The sequence below is a fragment of the Achromobacter sp. 413638 genome (genome assembly GCF_043119405.1).
In the GTDB taxonomy this organism is placed as follows: Bacteria; Pseudomonadota; Gammaproteobacteria; order Burkholderiales; family Burkholderiaceae_B; genus Achromobacter.
Genome location: NZ_JBICCO010000014.1, coordinates 1 through 24,826, shown reverse-complemented (window position 1 = coordinate 24,826; position 24,826 = coordinate 1). Strand labels below are relative to the sequence as shown.

Here is a 24,826-nt window from a genome sequence, read left to right as displayed (position 1 = left end):
TCACGAACCGAACAGATCCCTGGAGTGTCAAGACAATGAAGTTCCAACTCAACCGACTGGCCGCCGCGCTGGCCCTGGCCGCCGCGGGCGCCGTGGCGCTGCCGGCGCAGGCCGCGCCGGCCCCGTCCGAGAACGCGACCGTCAACCTGATCCGCCTGCTGGTGCAGCAGGGCGTGATCAAGCAGGACCAGGCCGACGCGCTGGTGGCGCAGGCCGAGGCCGAGGCCAAGAGCGCGCGCGCGACCGGCAATGACCGTGGCGCCGCCGTGGCGCAGGCCGGCGACGTGCGCGTGCCGTACATCCCGCAGACCGTGCGCGACCAGATCCGCGACGAGGTCAAGGCCGAAGTGATGACCCAGGCCAAGGAAGAGAACTGGGCCCAGCCGAACACCTTCCCCGACTGGGTTTCGCGCATCACGGTCGAGGGCGATGTGCGCGTGCGCGACGAGTCGCGCCTGTACTCGGGCAGCAACAGCAACGAAATCACCGATTTCGCGCGCTTGAACGCCAAGGGGCCGTACGACGTCAATCCGCAAGGCGGCAACAGCTACCCGCCGATGCTGAACACGCGCGAAGACCGCCGCAACCAGCTGCGCGTGCGCGCCCGCCTGGGCGTGCGCGCCGAGCTGTCCGAGTCCTGGACCGCCGGCATCCGCCTGGCCACGGGCAGCGACGACAGCCCGGTGTCGACCTCGCAGACGCTGGGCGGCGGCATGTCCAAGAAGGACATCTGGCTGGACCAGGCCTACCTGACCTACCGTCCGACCAAGTGGGCCACCGTCACCGGCGGACGGATCGGCAATCCGTTCGATTCCACCGACATGCTGTTCTCGAACGACCTGAACTTCGACGGCGTGGCCGCGATCTTCAAGCACCCGCTGCAGGGCCGCGACGTGACGCTGTTCGGCACGCTGGGCGCCTTCTCCACCGAGTACAGCGCCAACGGCTGGAACTCGTCGTCCTTCAAGGAAGGCAAGAGCGAGGACAAATGGCTGCTGGCCGCCCAGGCCGGCGCCGAGTGGAAGGTCAACAACAGGAACACGCTGCGCGGCTCGCTGGCCTACTACCACTTCGACAATATCGCGGGCAAGCGCTCCAGCCCCTGCTCGCCGTGGAACGGCGACCAGAACTGCGACACCGACTGGTCGCGTCCGGCCTTCATGCAGAAGGGCAACACGCTGTTCCTGCTGCGCGACATCATGGCCAATCCGGCCAACCCCGGCGCCACGCCGCAGCCGCAGTTCGTGGGCCTGGCGTCCAAGTTCGACCTGCTGGACGTGAACCTGCGCTGGGATACGCGCGTGTTCGACGGCCTGGGCCTGCGCCTGAACGGCAACTACATCCGCAACCTGGCCTACAGCAAGGGCAAGATCTGGAGCCGCTCGCAGGGTCATCTGGTCAACAACTTCAACGAGAACGGCGAAGTGCAGAGCGGTCCGAATGCCTGGATGCTGCAGGCCACGCTGGGCCGTTCGTTCGACCTGAAGGAGAAGGGCGACTGGCTGGCCTTCGTCGGCTACAAGTACATCCAGCCGGATGCCTTGCCCGACGGCTTCAACGATTCGTCGTTCCACCAGGGCGGCACCAACGCGCGCGGCTACTACATCGGCGGCAGCTACGCCTTCGACAAGAACGTCTATGGCGTGTTGCGCTGGATGAGCACCAAGGAAGTCTACGGCGCGCCGCTGGCCATCGACACCATGCAGTTCGAGATCAACGCCAGGTTCTGAGGCCATGGACATGCACACCGTATGGGATGAATCCGGCCGGTCCGCGCCGCTGTCGGCCGGGCGCGGCCGCCGGCTGGCGGCCATGGCGGCGCTGTGCGCCGCGGGCCTGACGCTGGGCGGCGCCGCGCAAGCCGAAAGCATGGAAGAGAAGCTGCGCGCGCAGCTGCGCAGCACCACGCAGCAGCTGCAGCAGATGCAGAGCGAGCAGGCCCAGGTCAACGCCGCCAAGGCGGCGGCCGAGGCGCAGCGCGACGCGGCGCAGAAGGAGCTGGAAGCCTTGCGCGGTCAGCTTGCCCGCGCCCAGGGCCAGGCCGAGAAGCTGTCGCAGCAGCAGAGCGCCGTGCTGGAAAGCGCCCAGTCGCAGATCGCCGCCAGCAACGCCCAGCTGGGCAAGTTCAAGGGCGCCTACGACGAGCTGCTGGTCCTGGCGCGCACCAAGGAAAGCGAGCGCGCCAAGCTGGCCGGCGCGCTGGCCCAGCGCGACGAACAGGTCAAGAGCTGCGTCGCCAAGAACCGCGAGATGTACCAGGCCGGCAAGGACATCCTGAACGCCTACGAGCGCGTCAGCACGGGCGACATGATGGCCATGCGCCAGCCCTTCGCCCGCAGCGCGCGCGTGAAGTTCGAGGAACAGGCGCAGGAGTACGGCGACAAGCTGTACGACGCGCAGGTCCCGGCCTCGCCCGCGATGCAGGCCCAAACCAAATAAACCCGCAAGGAAATGACGATGACCGACTCCAACCTGATTCTCGACGTAAGCGCCGAACGCCTGCAGGAAGTGCTGCAATCGGCCGGCTACCGCGTCACCGTGTCCGAGCAGAACGGCATGGTGCAGCTGCTCAGCGCCAGCCAGGGCGTGGGCTTTGCCGCGCGCATGGGCAACCCGGCGCTGCCGGAAGGCCAGTTCCTGGACTACACGCTGAGCTGCGCGCTGCGCGTGCAGGGCGAGCTGCCGGCCGGCCTGGCCGAGCGCTGGAACGTGGAAAAGCGCTTCGCCCGGCTGACCGTGCAAGGCGCCTTCCTGGTGCTGGAACTGGACGTGATCGTGGCCGGCGGCGTGTCCGAGAATTATCTGCTCGCCACCACCGAACTGTGGGACCGCCTGCTGCAGGAATTCCTGCTGTTCCTGCGCGCCAACGCCACGCCGGGCGCCGGCGAGGAAGCCGGGCAGTCCCAGGAATCGCTGTCCGAGGCGCAGGCCGAATCCGCGGCCGAGCCGACGACGCACTAAGGCCCGCGGGGCGGCGCCCCGGGCCGGCGTCCGCGATGGCGGATCCGGTCCGTGTCCGCCGCCCGCCGCGAGCGCTTGCCAGCTTGTGAGACAGACCATGAACAGCATCCTGAAACAGCCCACGAAAGTCCGTATCGCCGCCGCCGTGCTGCTGGTCGCCGGCGCGGCCGGCGCGGTCGCGCTGATGCGCGGCAGTCCCGCCCAGAGCAGCGAAAGCAAGCCCGCGCCGCAAGCCGCCGCCAAGCCGGCGGCGGCCGCCGCGCCCGCCGCCGGCGTCAAACCGCCGGCCGTGGCCACGCTGGGCGCGGTGCAGGTGGATCGGGACGAGCTGCAGCGCCAGCTGCAGGCGCTGCCGCCGCAGGCGCGCGCGCAGCTCAAGGACAATCGCGCGGGCCTGGATCAATGGCTGCGCGCCCGGCTCGCCGAGAAGGCCTTGATCGAACAGGCGCGGGTGCAGGGGTGGCAGGACAAGCCCGAGGTCAAGCGCGCTTTCCAGGCGGCGCAGGAACAGATCCTGATGCAGAGCTACCTGGAATCCGTCAGCCGCGCGCCCGACGACTATCCGACCGAGGCCGACCTGGCCTCCGCGTATGAGCGCGCCAAGCCGCAGCTGGCACAGCCCGCGCTGTACCGCGTCAGCCAGATCTTCCTGCCGGCCCCGCTGGGCGACGCCGAGGCCGTGGCCGCCGCGCGCAAGCAGGCGCAGGAACTGGTCAAGCGGGCCCAGGCGCCCAAGGCCGATTTCGCCGCGCTGGCGCGCGCCAATTCGCAGGATGCCAGCAGCCGCGAACAGGGCGGCGACATCGGCTTTTTGCCGCTGGCCCAGCTGACGCCGGAGATGCGCCCGGCGGTCGAGCAACTCAAGACCGGCGACGTGTCGGCCCCGGTGCAGTCCGCCGCGGGCTTTCATATCCTGAAGCTGGCGGACCTGCGTCCGGCCAGCGTGACTCCGTTCGATCAGGTCAAGGGCGAACTGCGCGCCGCGCTGCGCAGCCAGCGTCAGGAACTTGCCGCGCGCGCTTATCTGGAGGGCTTGCTGAATGCGGGAACCGTCAGTATCGATGGCGCGGCCCTCAATGCCGCCTTCGAGCAAACCGCGGCCGCCCCGGCGGCCGGCGGCGCCGTCGCGAGCGCCAAGCCCTGAGGCGCCGGAGCCTGTGCCCGCGCTGGCGCGGCGCCTGGATGACAGGCTGCTGCAGGCGCTGGGCCAGGCCGATCCGCCCGTCAGCGTCCAGAGCGCGGCGGCCCTGATTCAGGCGCTGCGCGCCACCTTTTCCGACGAGATGCGCAGATGGTTCCCGCTGGTGCCGGAAGCCGAGCCGGGCCGCGCGCGCGAGGCGGCGCGCGAGGCCAGCCTGGACCTGGCCGACCTGCGCGTGCTCTATCGCGCGCTGCGGGTCGCGTGGCTGGCCGAGCTGGTTTTCGGCGAGCGCGAGCTGGCGCACCGCTGGCTGTGCCAGCCCAAGCGCCGCCTGCACGGCCGGGTGCCGCTGCTGCTGTGCCAGTACGGCCGGTATGCGGCGATGATCGAGCAATGGCTGGTCAACATAGACGAAGGAAACGGCCCATGATCGCGCTTTGGCGCTTGAGCAACAGCCAGGACCTGCGGCCCCGGGGGCGACCGCCGGGCCGCTGGCATGGCCCCGGCGCGCCCGTGGTGGTGCTGGACGCCAGTCCGGCCGCCGCCGTGTTCGCGCGGCTGGCCCAGGCCGAGGTGGCGCACCCGCGCGCGCTGCCGCGCCACTACTTCCTGCTGGAGGTCGTCGCGCCGGAGAGCGCGGTACAGGACAGCGATGCGCCGGCCAACTGGCTCACCGACCTGCAGGCCACGCGCGCGCTGGGCAATGCCTGGCTGGCGCGCGGCGAGACCGCGCTGCTGCGCGTGCCCTCGGCGGCGGGCGGCCTGCAGTACCTGCTCAATGCCGAGCACCCGCAACTGGCGCAATGCCAGATCGTGTCGGCGCTGGCCTATCCCTACCTGCCGCATCTGACGGGGCTGGACAGCGCCGTGCTGGACGGGGCCGGCTGGCTGGTCACGGCCCGGCCGGGGGAGTAGCCGGGGGCGGGACTAGAATAAGCGGACGCCGCCGCTTGGCGGCGATCCCCTATCCGTTCCCCCGAGGAGCTTGCAGCATGACCGCAACTTCCGCTGCCCCAACGCCAGGCGCAGCGCTGCCCGCCGCCACCGTCCAGGTGGACATCATTTCCATCCAATCCCAGGTCGTCTATGGCTGCGTCGGCAACAACGTCGCCATGCCGGTGTTCCGCAAGGCCGGCTGGCGCGCGCTGGCCGTGCCCACCGTGATCCTGAGCAACACGCCGCACTATCCGACGCTGCATGGCGGAGCCGTGCCCATGGATTGGTTCGACGGCCTGTTGCAGGGGCTGGAAGACCGGGGCGTGACGCGCGTGGCGCGGGCCGTGGTCTGCGGCTACCTGGGCCAGCCGGCCCAGGCGGACGCGCTGGCGCGCTGGCTGCCGGCGCTGCGCGCCACCCGGCCCGACATCCAGGTGCATATCGATCCGGTCATGGGCGACCGCAACGACGGGCTGTACGTGAACGAGGGCCTGGTCGCGCAATACCGCGACCTGCTGGTGCCGCATGCCGACGGCATGACGCCCAATCATTTCGAGCTGGAGCTGCTGGTCGGCCGCAAGCTGGTCACGCTGGATGAAGTGGTGGCCGCCGCCCGCGAACTGATCGCGCGCGGCCCGCGCTGGATCGTGGCCACCAGCGCCGCGCCGGCCGAGGCCGAGCCCGGCACGCTGCGCCTGGCCGTGGTGACGCGCGATGAGGTCACGGTGGTCAGCCATCCGGAAATCGCCATTCCGCCGTCGGTGCATGGCACCGGCGACGTGTTCATGGCGGCCATCACCGCCGCGCTGTTGGCCGGCCAGCCTCTGGCCGAGGCCGCGCGCGATGCGGCGCGGCAGGTCACCGAGGCGCTGGCGCGCACGCGCGAGCTGGGCTGGGAAGAGCTGGCGGTGGAATAGTGGCGACGCGGCCCGCGCGCCTTCGATGGCGCGCGGGCCGCGTTGTGAGCCGCCGGCTGCCGCCGGGCCTCAGGGCACGATGGACAGGCCCACGCGGAACTGCGAGTCCTCGCGCCGGTTGTAGCCCAGCAGCGTCTCGCCATAGCCGTTGAAATACTGCAGGTGCAGGTAGCCGTTCATGTTCAGCCAGGTGCGCTGCAGCGGCCAGGCGAAATCCAGCTGGGTCGTGCGGCGCTGTTGGTCGCCCTGCCGGTACAGGGCCGTGACCACGGCGCCGTTGTCCTGGGCCCAGCGCAGCTGCCAGTCGACGCGGCCGGCGTAGTCGGCGTAGTCCGGGTTCTCGCCGGCCACGCCGAAATACGCCTTGATCCTGGGCGCGAAGGTCAGCGTGCTGCCGCCGTCGAGGCGATAGTGGAAACGCGGTTCGACATAGCCGTCGTTGACCGAGCGCGAATCGGGGCCGTCCTTGCCGTTCGAATTGTGCTCCGCGCCGACGTTCACCCCCAGGCGCCAGTTCTGGCTTTCCGAGGACCAGAGATTGTCGGACAGCCAGAAGACGCTGGGATTGAAGGTGGTGTCGATGAAGGGCATCGAGTCGCTCTGCAGATCCCAGAGCGAGGTCTGGGTGTATCCCAGATAGAAATTCTCGTACCAGTTCGCGGGCCGGTTGGCGGCCGGGCTGAAGAGGCGGTACTTGGCGCTGATCTGGAAGCGCGCGGTGGTCTTGCCGCGCGTGCCGATATCGAAATACACCGGCTTGTATTCGGAGATCGCGCTGCGAAAGCGCGAGAAGGCGTCCGCCTGGCCGGGCGCGGCGGACGCGTCGGGCGAGGGGCCGCCCTGCGGCGAGGCGCCGGCGGCGGCGACTTCGGGCGCGGGTACCGGCTGGCCGCTGCGTGCATCCACCACCGGACCCTGCGCCGGCGTGCTGGCCAGCGTGCCGCTGTCGCGGCCGGTGGCGTCCAGCGCCATCATGGCGGGCTGGCCCTCGATGGAAACGGCCTGCAGCCCGCGCGCGCTGGCGGGCACCTCGGCCGACCAGGCCAGGCGCGCGAAGTTGTTGACGGGCACGCTGTAGCGCGCCTGCTCGCCCTGCAGGCGCGCCAGGCTGCGCACGATCTGGCCGTCCTGGCCGCGCCATTGCAGCACCAGCTCGGGCGGGGCCTCCCAGGTGGCGCGGGCATTGCCTTCGTTGAAGTAGACCGCCTCGATGGTGACGGTGTCGCCCGGGGCGGCCGAGGGGCGGTCCAGCCGGTACGACACGCCGGCCGCGGCGGTGCCGGCCATGCCCAGCGCCAGGGCGGCGGACAGGACGTGCAGGGCGTGTATCGGACGGTCAATGCTCATAGGGGAAGAAGAGGTCAGAAGGACGAAGCAATGTAGCATCGCCCTCCGCAACCGTCTGTAAGCCCGCCTGTGCTTATGTAGGCATTGAAACAGCGCCGGGCCGGCCGGCGCGCCGTCCCTATTCGCCGAACTTGATGCCCTGGGCCAGCGGCAGCTGGCGCGAGTAGTTGATGGTGTTGGTGGCGCGGCGCATGTAGTTGCGCCACGCGTCCGAGCCCGATTCGCGGCCGCCGCCGGTTTCCTTCTCGCCGCCGAACGCGCCGCCGATCTCGGCGCCCGAGGTGCCGATGTTGACGTTGGCGATGCCGCAGTCCGAGCCCGAGGCCGACAGGAAGGTCTCGGCCTCGCGCAGGTCGTTGGTGAAGATGGCCGAGGACAGGCCTTGCGGCACGGCATTGTTCAGCGCCAGCGCCTGGGAAAAGTCGGTGTAGCGGATCACGTAGAGGATGGGCGCGAAGGTCTCGTGGCAGACCACGTCGGTCTGGCCCGGCATCTCGGCGATGGCGGGGCGCACGTACCAGGCGTCGGGATACTGTTCGGCCAGCGCGCGCTCGCCGCCGGTGACCTTGCCGCCCTGTTCGACCGCGGCCTTGAGCGCCGACTGCATCGCGTCGTAGGAAGCGCGGTCGATCAGCGGGCCGACCAGCGTGCCGGCGTCCAGCGGATTGCCGATGGGGGCGCTGGCGTAGGCCTGGTGCAGGCGGCGCAGCAGCTCGTCGGCCACGCTGTCGTGCACGATCAGGCGGCGCGTGCTGGTGCAGCGCTGGCCTGCCGTGCCGATGGCGCCGAAGACGATGCCGCGCGCGGCCATGTCCAGGTCGGCGCTGGGGCCGACGATGATGGCGTTGTTGCCGCCCAGCTCCAGCAGCACGCGGCCGAAGCGCTGCGCCACGCGCGGGCCGACCTGGCGGCCCATGCGGGTCGAGCCGGTGGCCGACACCAGGGCGACGGCATGGGAATCGACCAGCGCCTCGCCGATCTCGCGGCCGCCGATCAGCACTTCGGAAAGTCCCGCCGGCGCATCGCCGAAGCGCTGCGCGGCCTGCGCGAACAGCGCCTGGCAGGCCAGCGCGGTCAAGGGCGTCTTTTCCGACGGCTTCCACACCACGGCATTGCCGCAGACCAGCGCCAGCGCGGCGTTCCAGGACCACACGGCCACCGGGAAGTTGAAGGCGCTGATCACGCCCACCACGCCCAGCGGATGCCAGGTCTCCATCATGCGATGGCCGGGACGCTCGGAGGCGATGGTCAGGCCGTACAGCTGGCGCGACAGGCCCACGGCGAAGTCGCAGATGTCGATCATTTCCTGCACTTCGCCTTCGCCCTCGGCCAGGATCTTGCCGGCCTCCAGGCTTACCAGCCGGCCCAGCTCGCGCTTGTGGCCGCGCAGGGTTTCGCCGAACAGGCGCAGCAGCTCGCCACGGCGCGGCGCCGGCACGTCGCGCCAGGCCAGGCTGGCCTGACGGGCGCGGGTGATGGCGGCATGCGCCTGGGCCACGCTGTGTTCGCGCACCCGCGCCAGCTCGGCGCCGTCGATGGGACTGCGCGCGGCCAGCGTGCCGCCGGTGAGCGCGGCCGGGTCGAGTCCGAGCGCGCGCAGGATGTCAGATGAAGTGTCCATGCCGGTTCCTTGGGTAGCGGTGCGGGGCAGGGTTATGCCTAAGTGGCGATTTCGGAAAAAAATTTACTATACGAAACTCAAGCTGTAAATGCGAAACCCCCCGGATGCCGGCGCGCTTGCGCCGCATCCCGCGTCACCCGATCGGGAGCATTGATGGCCGTTGAACCCCTGCTGCGAGTCCAGGCAGTCACCAAGACCTACCGGCGCGACGGGCAGCCCGCCCACCTGGCGCTGGCCGGCATCGACTGCGAGCTGCGCCGGGGCGAGGTCATGGTGGTGGTCGGCCCGTCCGGCTCGGGCAAGAGCACGCTGCTGCGCACGCTCAACGGCCTGGAGACCATCGACAGCGGCGCCATCACGGTGGACGGCGTGTCCCTGACCGATCCCGCCACCGACATCAATCGCTGGCGCACCGACGTGGGCATGGTGTTCCAGCACTTCAATCTGTTCCAGCATCGCAACGCGCTCGACAACGTGGCGCTGCCGCAGCGCGTGGTGCGCGGCCGCGACCGCGCCCAGGCCGAGCGCTACGCCCACGAGCTGCTGGGCCGCGTCGGCATGGCCGACTACGGCGCCCGCTATCCCAGCCAGCTGTCCGGCGGCCAGCAGCAGCGCGTGGCGATCGCGCGCGCGCTGGCCATGGATCCCAAGCTCATGCTGTTCGACGAGGCCACGTCGGCGCTCGATCCCGAGACCGTGGGCGGCATCCTGGAGCTGATGCGCGCATTGGCGCGCGACGGCATGACCATGGCGGTGGTGACCCATGAAATGGGTTTCGCCCGCGACGTGGCCGACCGCGCCCTGTTCATGGACGCCGGCCGCGTGATCGAGGCCGGCACGCCGGCCGAGGTGTTCGGCAGTCCCCGGGAGGCTCGCACGCGGGCGTTCCTGGAGAAGATCCTGTAGCGGCGGCGCAAGGCCGATACAGTCGCCGCCAGCGAGCGGCATGCGCGCCGGCCCGGCGAAACCGGGCGCCGCCGGCGCGCGGATGGCAGGCCCGGCATGACGTCAGACCACACATTCAAGGGGTAGAGCATGTTCAAGATCAAGCAATGGCTGGGCACGGCCTGCGTGGCCTGGGCGGCGGCGTCGGCGGCGCTGCCGGCGCAGGCCGACGAGCTGGGCGACATCATCAAGCGCGGCGAGCTGCGGGTGGCGGTGCAGACCTCCGGACCGCTGATGAGCTTCATGGACAAGAACGGCAAGCGCACCGGCCTGGCGGTCGAGGTGGCCCAGCGCATGGCCGACGACCTGGGCGTGAAGCTGGTGCTGCAGGACTACGAGTGGAAGGGCCTGATTCCCGCGTTGCTGTCGGGCAAGGCCGACATGGTGGCGGCGGACATGACGCCCACGCCGCAGCGCGCGGCCCAGGTGCTGTTCTCGGCGCCGATGTTCTACGCCGAGACGGTGGCGGTGGTGCCGAAGGATTCGCCCTACAAGAGCTACGCCGAGCTGGACAAGGCCGGCGTCACGGTGGGCGCGCTGGGCGCCAGCACCTACGCTGAAGTGGGCAAGAAGATGCTGCCCAAGGCCACGCTCAAGGAATTCTCCGGCGGCAGCGCGCCGGTCGGCCAGGCGTTGTCCAGCGGACGGCTGGACGCCGGCATCATGTCCATGTCGACCGCGAACCAGTTCCTGATGGACTTCGGCAACCTGCGCGTGCTGGACGGCATCATGGTGCGCGAGCCGCTGGCCTTCGCGGTGGCGCCCAACGCCTTCCGCCTGAAGTTCTGGCTCGACAACTGGCAGACGCTCAAGACCGCCGACAACACGCTGCCCGAGCAGGTGAAGTACTGGTACTCCACCGACTGGAAGAAAGAGCACTGAGGCCGTCCGCCAGGGGCAGCGCGCATGGATTGGTTGATCGACTACTACAACTGGCGCATCGTCAGCCAGTACGCGGGCCAGTTCGCCGCCGGCCTGGCCAACACGCTGATCGCGGCCGGCGCCAGCCTGGCGCTGTCCGTGCTTGCCGGCATCCCGCTGGCGCTGGCGCGCATGTCGCCGCGCGCGCCCTGCTGGCGGCCGGTGGCCGGCTATGTGCAGTTCGTGCGCGCCACGCCGCTGCTGGTGCAGATCTATCTGGTCTATTACGCGGTGCCCATGCTGATACCCGGCGCCAAGGGCTGGAGCGAGATGGCGCTGGGCATCATGGCGATGACGCTGCACCACGCGGCCTATATGAGCGAGATCATCCGCGTCGGCATCGAGTCGGTGCCGCGCGGCCAGGTCGAGGGCGCCAAGGCCTGCGGCATGAACTACGGCCAGCGCCTGCGCTACGTGGTGCTGCCGCAGGCCTTCGCCAACACGCTGCCGCCGCTGCTGGGCCAGACGGCAGTGCTGATCAAGGACACCTCGCTGCTGTCGCTGATCACCGTGTTCGAGCTGGTGGCCGCCGGCGTGCAGATGAACAGCGAGCGCATCGTTCCCAACGAGAGCTTCCTGACCATCGCCGCGGGCTATCTGCTGATCTACGGCGTCATGCTGCTGCTGTCGCGCGGCGTCAGCTTGTGGCTGGCCGGCCCGGCCTGGAACGCGAGGTGAGCATGCTGGAATCCTACCTGTCGACCGCCGGCGTGGTGCTGCCCTTCCTGCTCAAGGGCTTCTGGGAAACGCTGAAGATCTCGTTCTTCGCCATCATCGCCGGCTCGCTGCTGGGCTTCGTCATCGGCGTGGTCCGCAGCTACCGCATCCGCGGCCTGCACCAGCTGCTGGGGCTGTACATCCACGTGCTGCGCGGCACGCCGTTCCTGGTGCAGCTCTATATCTTCTACTTCGTGCTGCCCAGCTCCGGCATCGCCTGGCTGCACTGGGACTCGGCCACGGCGGCCTTCGTGTCGCTGTCGGTCTACACGTCCTGCTACGTGGCCGAGATCATCCGGGGCGCCATCGAGGCCGTGCCGCGCGGCCAGACCGAGGGCGCCATGGCGCTGGGCCTGAAGCCCTTGCAGATCCTGCGGCTGGTGATCCTGCCGCAGGCGCTGCGGCTGATCGTGCAGCCCATGAGCGGTGTGTACGTCATGCTGATCAAGAGCACGGCCATTCTGTCCGTGGTCGGCATCACCGAGCTGACGCGCCAGGGCGAGGTCTTCATCATCACCTTCCCGGCCAAGTCGCTGTTCATCTACGCCATGATCGCGGCCATCTATTTCCTGTACTGCTATCCGCTGCTGCGCCTGGCCAACTGGCTGGAAAAGCGGCTGGCCGGCGGCCTGCAAGGCGCCAGCCTCAACTAGAACGGACGCCGCCGAGCACCATGCCCACCGAGTACGTCGACACCTACTACAAGCGCACGCTGTCCGACCCGCGAACCCGCTATCCGGCCCTGGCCGGCCCGGAAAGCGCCGAGGTCTGCGTGGTGGGCGGCGGCCTGGCCGGCCTGTCGGTCGCGCTGGAACTGGCCCGGCGCGGCCGGCAGGTCACGCTGCTGGAAGGCAGCCGCATCGCCTGGGGCGCCTCGGGCCGCAACGGCGGCTCGGTCTCGCCCGCGTTCTCGGCCGGCGCCGACGCCATCCGCCGCCATGTGGACGAGGATCATTACCGCGCGCTTTACCGGCTGTCGATGGAGGGCGTGGAGGTCATCCGCGCCAACATCCGCGACCTGGACATCCGCGACGCCCACAAGGTCGACGGCCGCCTGCGCGTGGTGCGCTACGACGCCGGCGACGCGCTGCAGCGCTGGTGCGAGGAACAGCAGCGCGTTTTCGAACGCGACGTGCGCGTGCTGTCGCGCGCCCAGCTGCGCGAGCGGCTGGTGACAGAGGCCTATTTCCAGGGCGTGGACGATCCCACGTCCTTCCATTTCCATCCGCTCAACTACGCGCGCGCCCTGGCGCGGGAGTGCGCGAGGCTGGGCGTGCGCATCCACGAGGATACGCCGGCGCAGCAGTTGGCGCTGGACGGCGCGGTCAAGCAGGTCGCCACCGCCGGCGGCCGGGTCGAGGCGCGCACCGTGGTGCTGGCCACGGGCGGCTACACCGGCGCGCTGCAACCCGCGCTGCGACGGGCCATGCTGCCCATCGCCACCTACATCATGCTGACCGAGCCGCTGGGCGAGCGCGTGCGCGAAGCCATCCGCAGCGACGCCGCCATCGGCGACGACCGCCGCGCCGGCAACTACTACCGGGTGCTCGATGGCGGGCGCATCGGCTGGGGCAGTAGAATCACCACCCGGATCGACGACCCGCCCGACCTGGCCGAGACGCTGCGCCGCGAACTGCTGTCGGTTTACCCGCAATTGCAGGGCCTGCGCGTGGAAACCGCCTGGTCGGGACGCATGGCCTACGCGCGCCACCTGATGCCGCAGATCGGCCTGCTGGCGCCGGACGTCTGGTACTGCACGGCCTTTGGCGGGCATGGCATGAACACCGCCTCCATCGGCGGCCGCGTGGTGGCCGAGGGCATCACCGGCGACAGCCACCGCTATCAGCTGTTCCAGCCCTTCGGACTGGCCTGGAATGGCGGCGCGCTGGGCCGGGCGGCGGTCCAGCTCACATATTGGTCTTATCAAGCGCGCGACTGGTGGCGGGAGCGCCGGTCGCGCTGACAGGGTGTACAGATGCAAGGCAACAAACAGAGCGTGTTGGCACAACGGCTGCGAGCCCTGCGCCAGGCGCGGGACTGGACGCTGAAGCAGGCGGCGGCGGCCACCGGCGTGTCCGCGTCCGCTCTGTCCAAGATCGAGAACGGCCTGCTGTCGCCCACCTATGACAACCTGATCAAGATCGCCGCCGGCCTGGATCTGGACGTGGCCGAGCTGTTCACCCCGTCCGACGCCCACATGGGCACCGGCCGCCGCAGCCTGGGCCGACAGGGGGAAGGGCGCCAGTACGAAACCCCGTACTACGACCACCGCCTGCTATGCACCGCGCTGTCGCACAAGCGCATGATGCCCTTCCACACCCGGGTCAAAGCGCGCTCGTTCGAGGAATTCCAGGATTGGAGCCGCCACCATGGCGAGGAATTCGTCTACGTGCTGAGCGGCGAGGTCGAGCTGTACACCGAGTTCTACGAGCCGGCCCGGCTGCGCGCGGGCGAAAGCTTCTACATCGACAGCCGCATGGGACACCGCGTCATCAGCGTCAGCAAGGAAGACGCGCTGGTGCTTTGGGTGTCCACGCACACGGACCTGGGCGAGGAATAGGGGAGCCTTCCCGTCTTTTTCCCTTGCTTCGCGCAACAAGGTAAAATGCGCCCGCCCGGAGCCTTTCCGGGCATCAAACCCATCGCGCGGCGGCAGTTTGGCCGCAACGTGACCGCAACGTGGTCGCATAGGGCGCTGATCTTCCCGGCGCGTGGTCGGGAGGGGCGGGTTTCAGGGCGACGTTAGCTCAGTTGGATAGAGCAATTGCCTTCTAAGCAATAGGTCAGAGGTTCGAATCCTCTACGTCGCGCATTCTCCTCTCGCTATGGCGCGCTTAGCGAGCACTTATCCATTTGGACTGGCGTTGGCGTTGAGCTTAGCCAGGGGCAGATTGCAATCCCCACGACGCCGGGGCGATGCCCCGGCGCGTTTCATGACTTAAACCTGAGTCGGTTTCTTTCTGCGCGCATTCGATTCATCCTTCCTTCTCCGTCGTTGTTCCCGCTTTAGCGATGCACGGATAGTTGCGCACAAAATACCAAACGTAATTGCGATGAATGCAATGTCTTTCATTATTTGAATCATCGTGGGCCTGCGAAATCGACACGCTTGCAGGCAGTCACGGAAACTGCCTGCTTCACAAGGACAAAACTGAAGATCACATGGTTCTGTGCGCGGGAGCGGCGCCGCGCAAGACCTGGTATGTCCACAGCTTCCTGAGCCGACATGGCTTGCCGCCTGTCTCTGGGTAGAGACGCGTGATGTCCGAGGCGTCACCAAGCCTGGCGTCAGGTCGGCACGTAAAGCGCGCGCGCTATTGCGCGCTCGCGGCGTATCGGCATCGGAATCGCTGATTCTTCAACAACCACTTTTGGTGCGCCACGGAAGAATGCCCTTGGCCCGGCTTATAAGGCGATCGAGGCGGCCGGCGAGCCGCTCGACGAGTGATGGGTATCGACATCGGGCCAGCTATAGCGGGGCGCCGGCGCTCAATTCAGCCGTCGTGCAAGTGACTTTGGTGTGGGGTATGTCAGAGCCCGCGCCGACCAGGTACGCATGCACGCGTCTTCTCGGCGCGCCTGCGTGTTCGATCGTGCATTGGATAGAGCATCGCGTTTGACGATCTTTGTGTCCCGAAGGAGCTGGGCGAAGCGCCAACGCCTGGCGAGCGACGGCGCCGCGAGGGCTGACAAACTGCAGGAAAAACTTCAAAAAGCGCATCGCCACCTCCAATTGGTAGATGCCGGGCGCTCGTGGGCATGGGTGGCATGCACACATGAAGCGTGTGCCGCCGATCAAGGCAGGGATGTTGGGGCTTTCCGAGGCTTCTTGACGAAGCTCGAAGGGGTGCCGAATCCTGTCCTACAGGATCCAGCGGGGCGAGTTCGTGCTGCGATCCGGTTAGACGTGATGCATGTCGATGCGCAATCGACAGCGGGTGCCTGAATCCAAACTCACGAAGCCGCCTTTTCAGAAGATGAGGATCCTGAATTCTAGCTGAACATTTTGCGATGCACAATCAAGGCTCGGGTGAAGCGGAGCGAGGATATCAGGGCATGAATCCGGCGCGCTGCGATCTGTCCACTGAGCTGCGGCACCATGTGGAGTGAACTGAGGGAATCGAACCTTCGCCGCGCGGCTTGGCAGGCAGCCGGTTCACCGTGAGCATGCCCATGGCAATGCAAAACTCGCTCCCTTGTGAAGGGCGGGTTTCTGTCGGGAGGCGTCGCATGGCAACCACGCGGCACAACAACTAAGCAGTTTGTGCCCCGAGCGCGGAGACCGGCGCAAGTCTCCATTTTGGTTTGGGCTGCAACGGGGCGGCTGGTCCGTTGCAGGCAACAAAGCCGTCAACTTGGTGCCGACCTTCTGCAATGTTCTCTGTCGAGCCCGCCTTGTCATCGGTGGCAAAATCCGATCGACGCATCGATTCAGATGGAGCCACGACATCCATCAGACGGTTCCACAAGGGCAAGACATGCGGTTTTCAGGCGTATGCCAAGAAGGCCCAGGGCGGGGGCGTCCTGGCTGCCCCAGTGGGCCATCACGATGGCGCCTTCGGTCAGGCAGGAGATCAACGTGGCGGTGGTGTGGGCTTCGGTTTGCGTCAGGTTCGGGTTGATCCTGCGCAGGATGAGGATCAACGCCTGGATGTATTCGGTGTAGATCCGTTTGATCGAGTCCGCGACGACGGGACGGTGGCGGCCCATTGCCCACACTTCCAGGTAGAGGTTTCGCACGTTGACGTTACGGACAAACGTCCAGGCGTCGTCGAGGAAGACCTTCAGGTCATCGGTCGGGGACTCGTACTGGCCTTGCGCCAGTTGTCTGGAATAGCGCATGAACTCCTCGGTCGAGGAGTCGATCGTTGCAAGAATGAGCGACTCCAGATCGCCGAAATGATGCTGTACGGTGCTGAGTCGCACGCCGGCGGCGGCGGCCACTTTGCGCAGCGAAAATTCTGCATAGCCTTGCGCCAGCACCTCTTTCGACGCTTTCAGGATGGCCGCGCGCTTGCGCTCGGACTGCTCGGCTCTCACGCCCTGCGCGCTTGTCCTGGCGGCGGCGGACGACGTGTTTTCGCTTTGGTGTTTGGTCATGGCACGGATGGAAGTCTGTCGGATCCCTGGTGATTCTGGCGGCATGCAATCAGTGAATCCGGTGGACCGTCCCGGGTTTCGCAAAGAGCGAGGATGGCGCCATGAGGCTGTCAACCAAGTTCTCGCCCGAGGCGAGTGAGCCCTCGGCTGGGGCAGGCGGCGCGAGGGGAGTACGCATCGTGGCGGGCGGCCATCGAATCCATCGCGCCCCAGACCGAGGGAGCCCAGGCCCGATGCGCTCCAGCTGCTCCCCAGCGACCGCGATCCCTTCGTGGATGAAAGGGGCTTGCGGGGTCGGCATGACGGGCGACTGACGCGCGCCTGGAATGAGGAAGCGCTGACGATGTCGGAAATTCGTATCGTAACAGGCGCATTTCTTCGCCGGGCCGCCCGCGGAGCCAGTCGCAAGGGACGAATACATCGGCCTGGAGCGGTCATCGCGTCACGCCCATGAGCGATCAGGCTGGCCATCGGCGTGGCGACCTCGCGTTTCCCGTTGCGGGAACGGTCGGCTCAGTCCTGCGGCGCCATGTAAGCGTCCTGAATAATTAAAGGTCAATTGACCAATTAAATAACGGGCGATTTCTTATGGAGATGCCGGGCATTTTTTTCCTGGTCGTGATCGAAGAATATGTTTAAAACAGCTGAATAAACGCGAAATTTTATCTCCGGAGGACGGGTTTTCCCGACCTTGACGGTATGGCTTGGCATATTTCATGATGCATTCAGTTGGTCATTTGACCAACAAAATAAGTCAACGCTATCCGACACAAAGGAGATGCTTCATGACCCGGCCCACCAGCGCTTTGCGCACCGTCACGACCTCGACGCCCATCGCGGAGATCCTCCAGATCCTCAAGCAAGATGGCGGCGTCATCATCAAGAACTTCCTCGCCAAGGCACAGATCGACAGCTTCAACGCCGAAATCCAGGGGCCGATGGACGCCCTTGCGCCGGGATCGACGCACGAAATCGAGTTGATTGCCGAATTCCACGGCGCAAACACCAAGCGTCTGACAAATCTGGTCACGTACAGCAAGACCTTCCGCGAGGAAATCCTCGACTGTGATCTGGTGCATGACCTGCTCGACGCGATCTTCCTTGAGGAATCCGGTTCGTACTGGATGACCACCGCGCAGGTGATTGAAATCGGCCCCGGCAACAAGGCGCAGATGCTGCACCGCGACCTGGAGAACTGGTATCCGTTCATCGGCATGGGACCCAAGGGGCCCGAGGCCGCCCTGAATTTCATGATCGCCTTCACCGACTACACCGAAGAGAACGGCGCCACCCGGATCATCCCCGGCAGCAACCACTGGGAGGATTTCGAGGATCGCGGCACGCCGGAGCAGACCATCGCCGCCAGGATGAAGGCTGGAGATGTGCTCCTGTACAGCGGCAAGACCGCTCATGGCGGCGGCGCCAACTTGACCACGGACCAGTACCGCCGAGGCGTGGCCTTCGCCTTCAACCCCGGCTTTCTCACCGGCGAAGAGGCCTACCCCTTCCTGGTCAGCATGGACATCGTTCGACAGCTTTCGCCGCGCGTCCAGCGCCTGCTCGGATTCCGCTCGCAGTACCCCATCGGTTCGCCCGGCCTCTGGCAGGTCAACTACAGCGAACTGGGCGACTACCTCAAGCTCTGATTTCCAATTGCAGGCAACCTGGAGAGAACCGTGATCAAGCAACCTCAGGCCGCGCTCGTGAACGGCCAGCATCTTGACTTTATCGTTGTGGGCGCCGGCATTTCGGGTCTTGGCGCCACATACAACACGCACAAGCGATTTCCCGATCACTCATTCGCCGTGCTCGAAGCGATGGACGGCTTCGGGGGCACCTGGTGGACGCATCGCTACCCCGGCGCGCGTTCGGACAGCGATTGCTACACCTACGGCTACAGCTTCAAGCCTTGGGAAACCGGCCGCGCCATCGGCACGGCCGACGAGATCCGCGCCTACCTGGGGGAGCTGATCGAGGAAAATGATCTGGCGCGACATATCCATTACGGGCACAAGATCACGGCCGCCCGGTGGTCGTCCCGGGACAGGCGCTGGACGCTGGAGGTCACGCGCACGCATTCGGGCGAGACGCTGACGCTGACGACGGGTTTTCTCTGGATGTGCTCGGGCTACTACGATCACGCCAAGGGCTATACGCCCGAGTGGCCTGGCATGCGTGATTTCAAGGGGCAGTGGGTGCATCCGCAGCACTGGCCGCAAGAACTCGACTGCACGGGCAAGCGCGTGGTCGTCATCGGCTCGGGCGCCACGGCCGCCACCTTGATCCCGTCCTTGGCGGACGCCGTGGCGCACGTGACAATGCTGCAGCGTTCGCCCACGTTTTTCGCGGCGGATTCTCCCATCCATCCGCTGGAGACCCAGCTGCGCGAACTGGGCGTGCGCCCCGACTGGGTGCACGAGATCATGCGGCGCGCCTTCGTCGCCAAGGTGGACGGCGAAGTTCGCATGTCCTTCGAACATCCCGAGGAAATGCGCGCGTGGATCGTCGAGCAGGCGCGCGCGCTCCTGCCCGAGGGCTTCGACGTGGAGAAGCATTTCAACCCGAGCTATCGCCCATGGCAGCAACGCATCGCGCTGGTTCCCGACGGCGACCTGTTCGCCGCCATCCGCTCCGGCAAGGCGTCAGTGGTCACCGACGGCATCGAGCGCTTCGACGCCACGGGCGTCCGGTTGGTCAGCGGCGCGCATCTTGACGCCGACATCATCGTCACCGCGACGGGTTTCAATATGCGGATATTCGGCGGCGTGCCATTTTTCGTTGATGGCGAATCGGTGGACTTCGCCAAGCGCGTCAGCTATCGCGGCATGATGATCGAAGGCGTTCCCAACATGGCCTACGTCATGGGCTACTTCCGCTCAAGCTGGACGCTGCGCGCGGATCTGGTCACCGATCTGGCGTGCCGCATCGTCGAGCACATGGCGCAGGCGGGCCACGACATGGTGGTTCCCACCGTGCCTGTCGCGGACGCAGACATGCCGCGCCTGCCCTGGATCGATCCGGAGAACGTCAACTCGGGCTACATCATGCGGGCGCTGCACCTGCTGCCTCGCCAGGGCGATCGTCATCCCTGGAAGCAAGGCCTGGAGTACGAAGAGGAGCGGGTCTCGTTCCCCGCGGCACGGCCCGACGAAGCGGCCCTGGCCTACCGCTGAGCACCCGGCGCGCTGGCGACCCCCTCATCCCTGAACAAAGGAAGTCATTCCATGTCTCTCGATCCCCATATAGCCGGCGCCATGCAGCTGCTGGCCGAGGCCGGCGCGAAGCCGCTGCACGAAGGCACGCCGGAGGAAGGCCGGGCCTTCTATCTGGCAACGACGGCCGGCGCGCTGACGCCCGAGCAGGTCGTACCCGTGGCCCGCGTGCGGGACACGACCGTCGGCGGCGCCGCCGGGCCATTGAAGGCCCGCGTGTACTGGCCCGAAGGCGACGGGCCGTTTCCGACCGTGGCCTACTTCCACGGCGGCGGATTCGTCATTGGCGACCTGGACACGCACGACAACATCTGCCGCGAGATCTGTCGCGGCGCGATGGCCGTGGTGGTGGCGGTGGACTACCGGCTGGCGCCCGAGCATGCATTTCCCGCCGGCGTTGAAGATGCCGTCGCGGCCACGAAGTGGATCGTGGCGCATGCGCACGAGCTGGGCGGAAACCACAATGTCGGCGTCGCCGGCGACAGCGCGGGCGGCAATTTCTCGGCCGTCGTCGCGCAGCGGTTGCGCGATGAAGGTATCGCGCTGACCGCGCAGTTCCTCATCTATCCCGCCGTGGATCATGTGACGGCGCAGTACCCCAGCGTCGTGGAGAACGGCGAGGGATACCTGCTCGATGTGGCCACCATCAACTGGTTCTACCGCCATTACGCGGGCGCCTATCTGGACCCGACGGATCCGCGCCTGGCGCCGCTGCGGGCCAAGGATCTGAGCCGGCTGGCGCCGGCGCTGGTGATGACGGCGCAATTCGATCCGTTGCGCGACTCGGGCGCTGCCTACGCCTCGGCCATGAACGCGGCCGGCAGCCCGGCGGAGCATATGCCAGGTCCGGGAATGATCCATGGCTTCTTCGAAATGGGGCCGTGGTCGCCCGGCGCGCAACAGCTGATGCGGCGCGGCATCAAGCGATTCGGCGCCATGCTGCACGAATGAGTCCGGGGCCGGCACGCCGCTGCCGGCTCGGGATCAATCAGCTCGACTCTCACCGAGGCCCCTTCATCATGAATGCGATTTTCCTTTTGCTGGCCGATGTCCTGCTGATTCTTGCCGGGGTCATCTATGGCGTGAAGTTCCTCAGGAAGCGCAATTATCTGTGCGGGATCGAATGGTTCATCATGGCCCTTTCGGGCTCTCATTTCCTGCTGTGGGCGCTCTTCGGGTGGGAGTCCGGCTACAGCGTCGCGCATTTCTTCGATGCGTTCTCGCGGTCCTTCGGCTTTCCGGTGGTCGCGGTCGCCGGCATGATGGCGGTGACCCACAACTACCAGCCGTCGCGCCTCGCGGATGTCCTCTATTTCCTGCTCGGCTTCGCGGGCGCCGCCGCGCTGGTGGCGGCCGACCATGCGCCGGCGTTGGCGGTCTACAAACCGCCGTTCTACCTGCTGATGGGCCTGGTCTTCCTGGTCTTTCTGGCGTACTTCGCCTGGCGGCTGCAGAAGGCGGGCGAGACGCTGCATGCGATGGGCACGGCTGTCGTGGCGCTGAGCGGCCTGGCCATCGCCGTCTTGTACGACTATGTCCCGTTGCCCGGCGATGACGCGGACCGCACGCTGTTCTACACCGCGGCCTTGTTCACCTGGACGTTCATGATGGCCGAGCTGTACTACGGCTACAGCGCGCTGGAACGCGCCACGCAGCCGCGGTTCGGCGTCTATTCCAGCGAGCCGATCGCCAATACCCGTGTGCGCCGTCACGCCTGACGGCGCGCGACGTCCTCATCGTTCTTCAACCCTTTGGAGTGCAATCATGGCTCAATGGCCAGACCTGGCTTCCCGTTCCCGGGACCTGTATGAACGCGGCTTGAAAGTGCTGCCCGGCGGTATCACGCGCACATTGCCATGGCAGGAGCCTTTCCCGGTCTACGCCTCGCATGGCCAAGGGGCTTACGTGGTCGATGTGGACGGCACGCGCCGCCTTGACCTGTTGAACAACTTCGCCTCGCTGATCCACGGCCACGCGCATCCGGGCGTCGTGCAGGCCGTTCGGCGCCAGGTCGGCAATGGAACCGCCTTTACGCTTCCCACGGAGCAGGAGGTGGCGCTGGCGGAAACGATATGCGCAAGGGCCGAGAGCTTCGAACAGGTGCGATTCTGCAACTCTGGCTCGGAAGCCGTCATGAGCGCGATCAAAGCCGCCCGCGCGATCACGGGCCGATCCAAGATCGTCAAGGCGGAAGGCGTTTACCACGGCGCTTATGACTACGCCGAGGTCAGCCTGGATTCTTCCCCGTCGAACTGGGGCGAGGATCCGAACTCGATCGGCTATTCAAAAGGGGTGCCCAAAGGGGTGACGGACGACGTGGTGGTCATCCCCTTCAACGACGTTGAAGCCGCCGAGCGGATCATCCGGGCGAATGCCGCGGACATCGCGGCCGTCCTGCTCGACGCGGTGCCAAGCTATCTGGGGTTCGTGCAGGCGACCCAGCGCTTCACCAACATGATTGAACGCGTGACTCGCGAGATCGGGGCGCTTTTCATCCTGGATGAAGTCATCTCGTTCAGGTGTCACACCGGCGGCGTCCAGACGCTGCTGGGCATCCAGCCGGATCTGACTACCCTGGGCAAGATCATCGGCGGCGGCTTTCCCGTCGGCGCGGTGGCGGGGCGGCGCGAGTTCATGCGGATCTACGACCATCGCCAGGGCAAGCCCGGCTTGCCGTGGAGCGGCACCTTCACGGCCAATCCGGTCACGATGACCGCGGGCAAGGTCACGCTGGATCTGCTTGACGACGCCGCGATTGATCGCATGACGCAGCTCAATTCCCGGCTGATGGCGGCGCTGAACCAGGCGTTCGCGCGGTCCGGCTTTCCAGGACAGGTCACCGGCTTCGGGTCCAGCTTCATGGTGTTCGGCCATGGCCGCAAAGTGACCGACTACCGCTCGGGCTATTCCACCCCCGAGGAAACCAGGCGCGTTGTCGCGCTTCAGCGCGCCTTGACCTTGGCGGGCTTCCATATCGCCCGCACCGGCAAGGCATTCCTGTCGACCCCGATGACCGACGAGGACATCGATAGCTTCATCGACGCCGTCAACCGCATCGTCGATGCGCGGCTCGAGCCGATGAGCGCGGGTCTGGTGTCATGACTTTCCCCCATAACCTGCGAGCGAGGGCAGCACTGTGACGGACTACATCATTGTCGGCGGCGGGTCCGCGGGTTGTGTCCTGGCGAATCGACTATCCGCGAATCCGGCCGTCGACGTCACGCTGATCGAGGCCGGCGGCTGGGACCGCAGCCCCTTCATCGGCATGCCGGCCGGCTATTTCCAATTGATGAAAACCGGGCAGATCGACTGGGGCTACCACACCGAGCCCCAGGAGCACCTGGCCGGCAGACGGCTGTTCTGGCCACGGGCGAAGGTCCTGGGCGGATGCAGCTGTGTCAACGGCATGATCTACATCCGAGGCAGCGCCACGGACTACGATCATTGGGCGGCGTTGGGAAATAGCGGTTGGTCCTTCCGGGATTGCCTGCCCTATTTTCTTCGCGCCGAGAACTGGAACGGACCGCGCAGTCCGATCCATGGGCACGATGGACCGTTGCATACGAGCCGCTACGGTGTTCATCACCCCTTGTCGAAGGCGTTCGTCGAGGCTGGCGTACAGGCCGGATACCCGTACCGGGATGACTTCAATGGCGGCGAGCAGGAGGGATTCGGGCCCTGCGACAGCACGATCAAGGCCGTCGAAGACAAGGGAATCCGCGCGAGCACGGCTTTTGCTTACCTGCATCCGGTGAAGGAGCGGAAGAACCTCAGGATCATCACCAAGGCCTTGGCCACGCGCGTCATCGTCGAGCGCGGCCGCGCGGTCGGCGTCGAGTTCCTTCGCCGTGGCCGCAAGGAAGTGCTCCGCGCGCATCAGGAGGTGCTGCTGTCGGGCGGCGCGATCAACTCGCCGCAGCTGCTTCAGTTGTCCGGCATTGGCGATCCGGCGCATCTGCGCTCGCTGGGCATCGAGGTCACGGCGGCGCTGCCGGGCGTGGGCCAGAACCTGCACGATCACCTGTCCGTGGGCGTGCAATGCCGCTCGACGCTGCCGAACTCGCTCCTGACCTACATCCGTCCCGTTCGCGCCGCCGCCGCCCTGGCGCGCTATATGTGGGACAAGGGAGGCCCGGGCGCGTATCACGGCGTGGAAGCGCTGGCCTTCGTCAAAAGCCAGCCCGATCTGATCGCCCCGGACATCCAGTACCACTTCGAGATGATCATGTACCGCGAAAACGGTCGGGTCGTCATTCCCGAGCACGGCTTCACGCCGCTGTTCAATATTTCGCGCCCCAAGAGTCGGGGCTGGTTGAAGATCCAGTCGGCGGATCCCACGCAGCACCCGCGCATTCAGCCAAACTATTTCTCGGATCCGGATGACATCCGTGTGTATCGCGAGGGGATACGCATAGGCCGGGAAGTCCTGGCGCAAAAGGCGTTCGACCCCTATCGAGGCGTGGAGTATGCCCCCGGCCCGCAGGCCACGACCGATGCCCAGATCGACCAGTACCTGAGGGAGAACGTCGAATCCGTCTACCACCCGGTGGGGACTTGCAAGATGGGCAGCGACGAGATGGCCGTCGTGGACGACCGGCTGCGTGTGTGGGGCGTGAGCGGCCTGCGCGTCATCGACGCCTCCATCATGCCGACCATCGTGAGTGGCAATACCAATGCGCCCACGATCATGATCGCCGAGAAGGCGGCGGATTTCATTCTTGCCGCGGGCGTCCGGGGCGCCGGGGCCGTGGACGCGGTGGCCGCCGTTCCGGCCTGATGGCCCATGGCCCGTCCGCAAGCTAATTTCGTAAACAGGAGAGTCGCGTGTTTGACCATGAACTGCTGATCGGTTCCGCCTTTATCGCGGGCGCGGAAGCCAAAGAGAAGATCCTGAATCCGAAGACCGGGGCGCTGCTGACTGAATTGGCCGAAGCCTCGGTCGAGCAGGTCGACGCGGCGGTCGAAGCGGGGGGGGGGGGGGGGGGGGGGGGGGGGGGGGGGGGGGGGG

General features: G+C 66.8%; 22 protein-coding genes, 1 tRNA gene and 1 pseudogene. 21 read left to right on the top strand and 3 right to left on the bottom strand.

Annotated features, from left to right (window positions below):
- Positions 1-35: 35 nt before the first annotated feature.
- The 7 genes from ACEU5R_RS08200 (at position 36) to pdxK (ending at position 5,955) form a co-directional block, all read left to right on the top strand.
- Positions 36-1,730 carry a putative porin gene (locus ACEU5R_RS08200; RefSeq protein WP_103275594.1) on the top strand — a complete coding sequence of 565 codons (1,695 nt, stop codon included), beginning with the start codon at positions 36-38 and terminating at the stop codon, positions 1,728-1,730.
- 10 nt (positions 1,731-1,740) lie between these two features.
- Positions 1,741-2,439 carry a DNA repair protein gene (locus ACEU5R_RS08195; protein WP_392409783.1) on the top strand — a complete coding sequence of 233 codons (699 nt, stop codon included), beginning with the start codon at positions 1,741-1,743 and terminating at the stop codon, positions 2,437-2,439.
- A gap of 18 nt (positions 2,440-2,457) precedes the next feature.
- Positions 2,458-2,961 carry a YbjN domain-containing protein gene (locus ACEU5R_RS08190; RefSeq protein WP_103275592.1) on the top strand — a complete coding sequence of 168 codons (504 nt, stop codon included), beginning with the start codon at positions 2,458-2,460 and terminating at the stop codon, positions 2,959-2,961.
- A 97-nt stretch (positions 2,962-3,058) separates the two neighbouring features.
- Positions 3,059-4,105 carry a peptidylprolyl isomerase gene (locus tag ACEU5R_RS08185; protein WP_392409782.1) on the top strand — a complete coding sequence of 349 codons (1,047 nt, stop codon included), beginning with the start codon at positions 3,059-3,061 and terminating at the stop codon, positions 4,103-4,105.
- A gap of 13 nt (positions 4,106-4,118) precedes the next feature.
- Positions 4,119-4,532, top strand: coding sequence for an MbcA/ParS/Xre antitoxin family protein (locus tag ACEU5R_RS08180; RefSeq protein ID WP_233772517.1), 414 nt, complete (start codon positions 4,119-4,121; stop codon positions 4,530-4,532).
- Positions 4,529-5,017, top strand: a complete 489-nt coding sequence (locus ACEU5R_RS08175) for an RES family NAD+ phosphorylase (protein ID WP_392409781.1) — start codon at positions 4,529-4,531, stop codon at positions 5,015-5,017. Before ACEU5R_RS08180 ends, ACEU5R_RS08175 begins: the two co-directional genes overlap by 4 nt.
- Before the next feature lie 77 nt (positions 5,018-5,094).
- The gene (gene pdxK, locus ACEU5R_RS08170) at positions 5,095-5,955 is read left to right on the top strand and encodes a pyridoxine/pyridoxal/pyridoxamine kinase (RefSeq protein WP_392409780.1); all 861 of its coding nucleotides are present in this window, start codon (positions 5,095-5,097) and stop codon (positions 5,953-5,955) included.
- Positions 5,956-6,024: 69 nt separating this feature from the next.
- On the opposite strand, the gene ACEU5R_RS08165 is transcribed toward pdxK, so the two are convergent.
- Positions 6,025-7,302: a phospholipase A gene (locus tag ACEU5R_RS08165; RefSeq protein WP_392409779.1), complete on the bottom strand. Its 1,278-nt coding sequence runs from the start codon at positions 7,300-7,302 to the stop codon at positions 6,025-6,027.
- Positions 7,303-7,420: 118 nt separating this feature from the next.
- Positions 7,421-8,923 (bottom strand): aldehyde dehydrogenase family protein, encoded by a 1,503-nt coding sequence (locus ACEU5R_RS08160; protein ID WP_392409778.1) that lies wholly within the window; start codon positions 8,921-8,923, stop codon positions 7,421-7,423.
- A gap of 153 nt (positions 8,924-9,076) precedes the next feature.
- On the opposite strand from ACEU5R_RS08160, the gene ACEU5R_RS08155 reads away from it, so the two are divergent.
- The 7 genes from ACEU5R_RS08155 to ACEU5R_RS08125 all read left to right on the top strand — a co-directional run bounded on the left by ACEU5R_RS08155 (position 9,077) and on the right by ACEU5R_RS08125 (position 14,316).
- Positions 9,077-9,829: an amino acid ABC transporter ATP-binding protein gene (locus ACEU5R_RS08155; protein WP_392409777.1), complete on the top strand. Its 753-nt coding sequence runs from the start codon at positions 9,077-9,079 to the stop codon at positions 9,827-9,829.
- Positions 9,830-9,958: 129 nt separating this feature from the next.
- Positions 9,959-10,750, top strand: a complete 792-nt coding sequence (locus ACEU5R_RS08150) for an ABC transporter substrate-binding protein (protein WP_392409776.1) — start codon at positions 9,959-9,961, stop codon at positions 10,748-10,750.
- A 24-nt stretch (positions 10,751-10,774) separates the two neighbouring features.
- On the top strand, positions 10,775-11,467 hold the full coding sequence (locus ACEU5R_RS08145) for an amino acid ABC transporter permease (protein ID WP_103275583.1): 693 nt from the start codon (positions 10,775-10,777) through the stop codon (positions 11,465-11,467).
- A gap of 2 nt (positions 11,468-11,469) precedes the next feature.
- Positions 11,470-12,159 carry an amino acid ABC transporter permease gene (locus tag ACEU5R_RS08140; protein ID WP_392409832.1) on the top strand — a complete coding sequence of 230 codons (690 nt, stop codon included), beginning with the start codon at positions 11,470-11,472 and terminating at the stop codon, positions 12,157-12,159.
- 20 nt (positions 12,160-12,179) lie between these two features.
- Positions 12,180-13,469, top strand: coding sequence for an NAD(P)/FAD-dependent oxidoreductase (locus tag ACEU5R_RS08135; protein WP_392409775.1), 1,290 nt, complete (start codon positions 12,180-12,182; stop codon positions 13,467-13,469).
- Between the two features lie 12 nt (positions 13,470-13,481).
- Positions 13,482-14,066, top strand: a complete 585-nt coding sequence (locus tag ACEU5R_RS08130; RefSeq protein WP_103275581.1) for a helix-turn-helix domain-containing protein — start codon at positions 13,482-13,484, stop codon at positions 14,064-14,066.
- 176 nt (positions 14,067-14,242) lie between these two features.
- Positions 14,243-14,316: transfer RNA gene (locus ACEU5R_RS08125), tRNA-Arg, on the top strand.
- A 1,621-nt stretch (positions 14,317-15,937) separates the two neighbouring features.
- Here ACEU5R_RS08125 and ACEU5R_RS08120 read toward each other — a convergent pair.
- Complete coding sequence (locus ACEU5R_RS08120; protein ID WP_392409774.1) at positions 15,938-16,606, bottom strand: TetR/AcrR family transcriptional regulator; 669 nt, start codon at positions 16,604-16,606, stop codon at positions 15,938-15,940.
- A gap of 785 nt (positions 16,607-17,391) precedes the next feature.
- Here ACEU5R_RS08120 and ACEU5R_RS08115 point away from each other — a divergent pair.
- The 7 genes and pseudogenes from ACEU5R_RS08115 to ACEU5R_RS08085 all read left to right on the top strand — a co-directional run.
- Positions 17,392-18,252, top strand: a complete 861-nt coding sequence (locus ACEU5R_RS08115; RefSeq protein ID WP_103275579.1) for a phytanoyl-CoA dioxygenase family protein — start codon at positions 17,392-17,394, stop codon at positions 18,250-18,252.
- A gap of 30 nt (positions 18,253-18,282) precedes the next feature.
- Positions 18,283-19,779 (top strand): NAD(P)/FAD-dependent oxidoreductase, encoded by a 1,497-nt coding sequence (locus ACEU5R_RS08110; protein ID WP_103275578.1) that lies wholly within the window; start codon positions 18,283-18,285, stop codon positions 19,777-19,779.
- A gap of 51 nt (positions 19,780-19,830) precedes the next feature.
- Positions 19,831-20,769: an alpha/beta hydrolase gene (locus tag ACEU5R_RS08105; RefSeq protein ID WP_103275577.1), complete on the top strand. Its 939-nt coding sequence runs from the start codon at positions 19,831-19,833 to the stop codon at positions 20,767-20,769.
- Positions 20,766-21,536: a hypothetical protein gene (locus tag ACEU5R_RS08100; protein ID WP_233772516.1), complete on the top strand. Its 771-nt coding sequence runs from the start codon at positions 20,766-20,768 to the stop codon at positions 21,534-21,536. Before ACEU5R_RS08105 ends, ACEU5R_RS08100 begins: the two co-directional genes overlap by 4 nt.
- Positions 21,537-21,582: 46 nt before the next feature.
- Complete coding sequence (locus ACEU5R_RS08095; protein WP_103275575.1) at positions 21,583-22,920, top strand: aspartate aminotransferase family protein; 1,338 nt, start codon at positions 21,583-21,585, stop codon at positions 22,918-22,920.
- Positions 22,921-22,954: 34 nt separating this feature from the next.
- Complete coding sequence (locus ACEU5R_RS08090) at positions 22,955-24,595, top strand: choline dehydrogenase (protein WP_392409773.1); 1,641 nt, start codon at positions 22,955-22,957, stop codon at positions 24,593-24,595.
- A gap of 47 nt (positions 24,596-24,642) precedes the next feature.
- Positions 24,643-24,826: pseudogene (locus ACEU5R_RS08085) on the top strand (hypothetical protein); the annotation flags it as partial.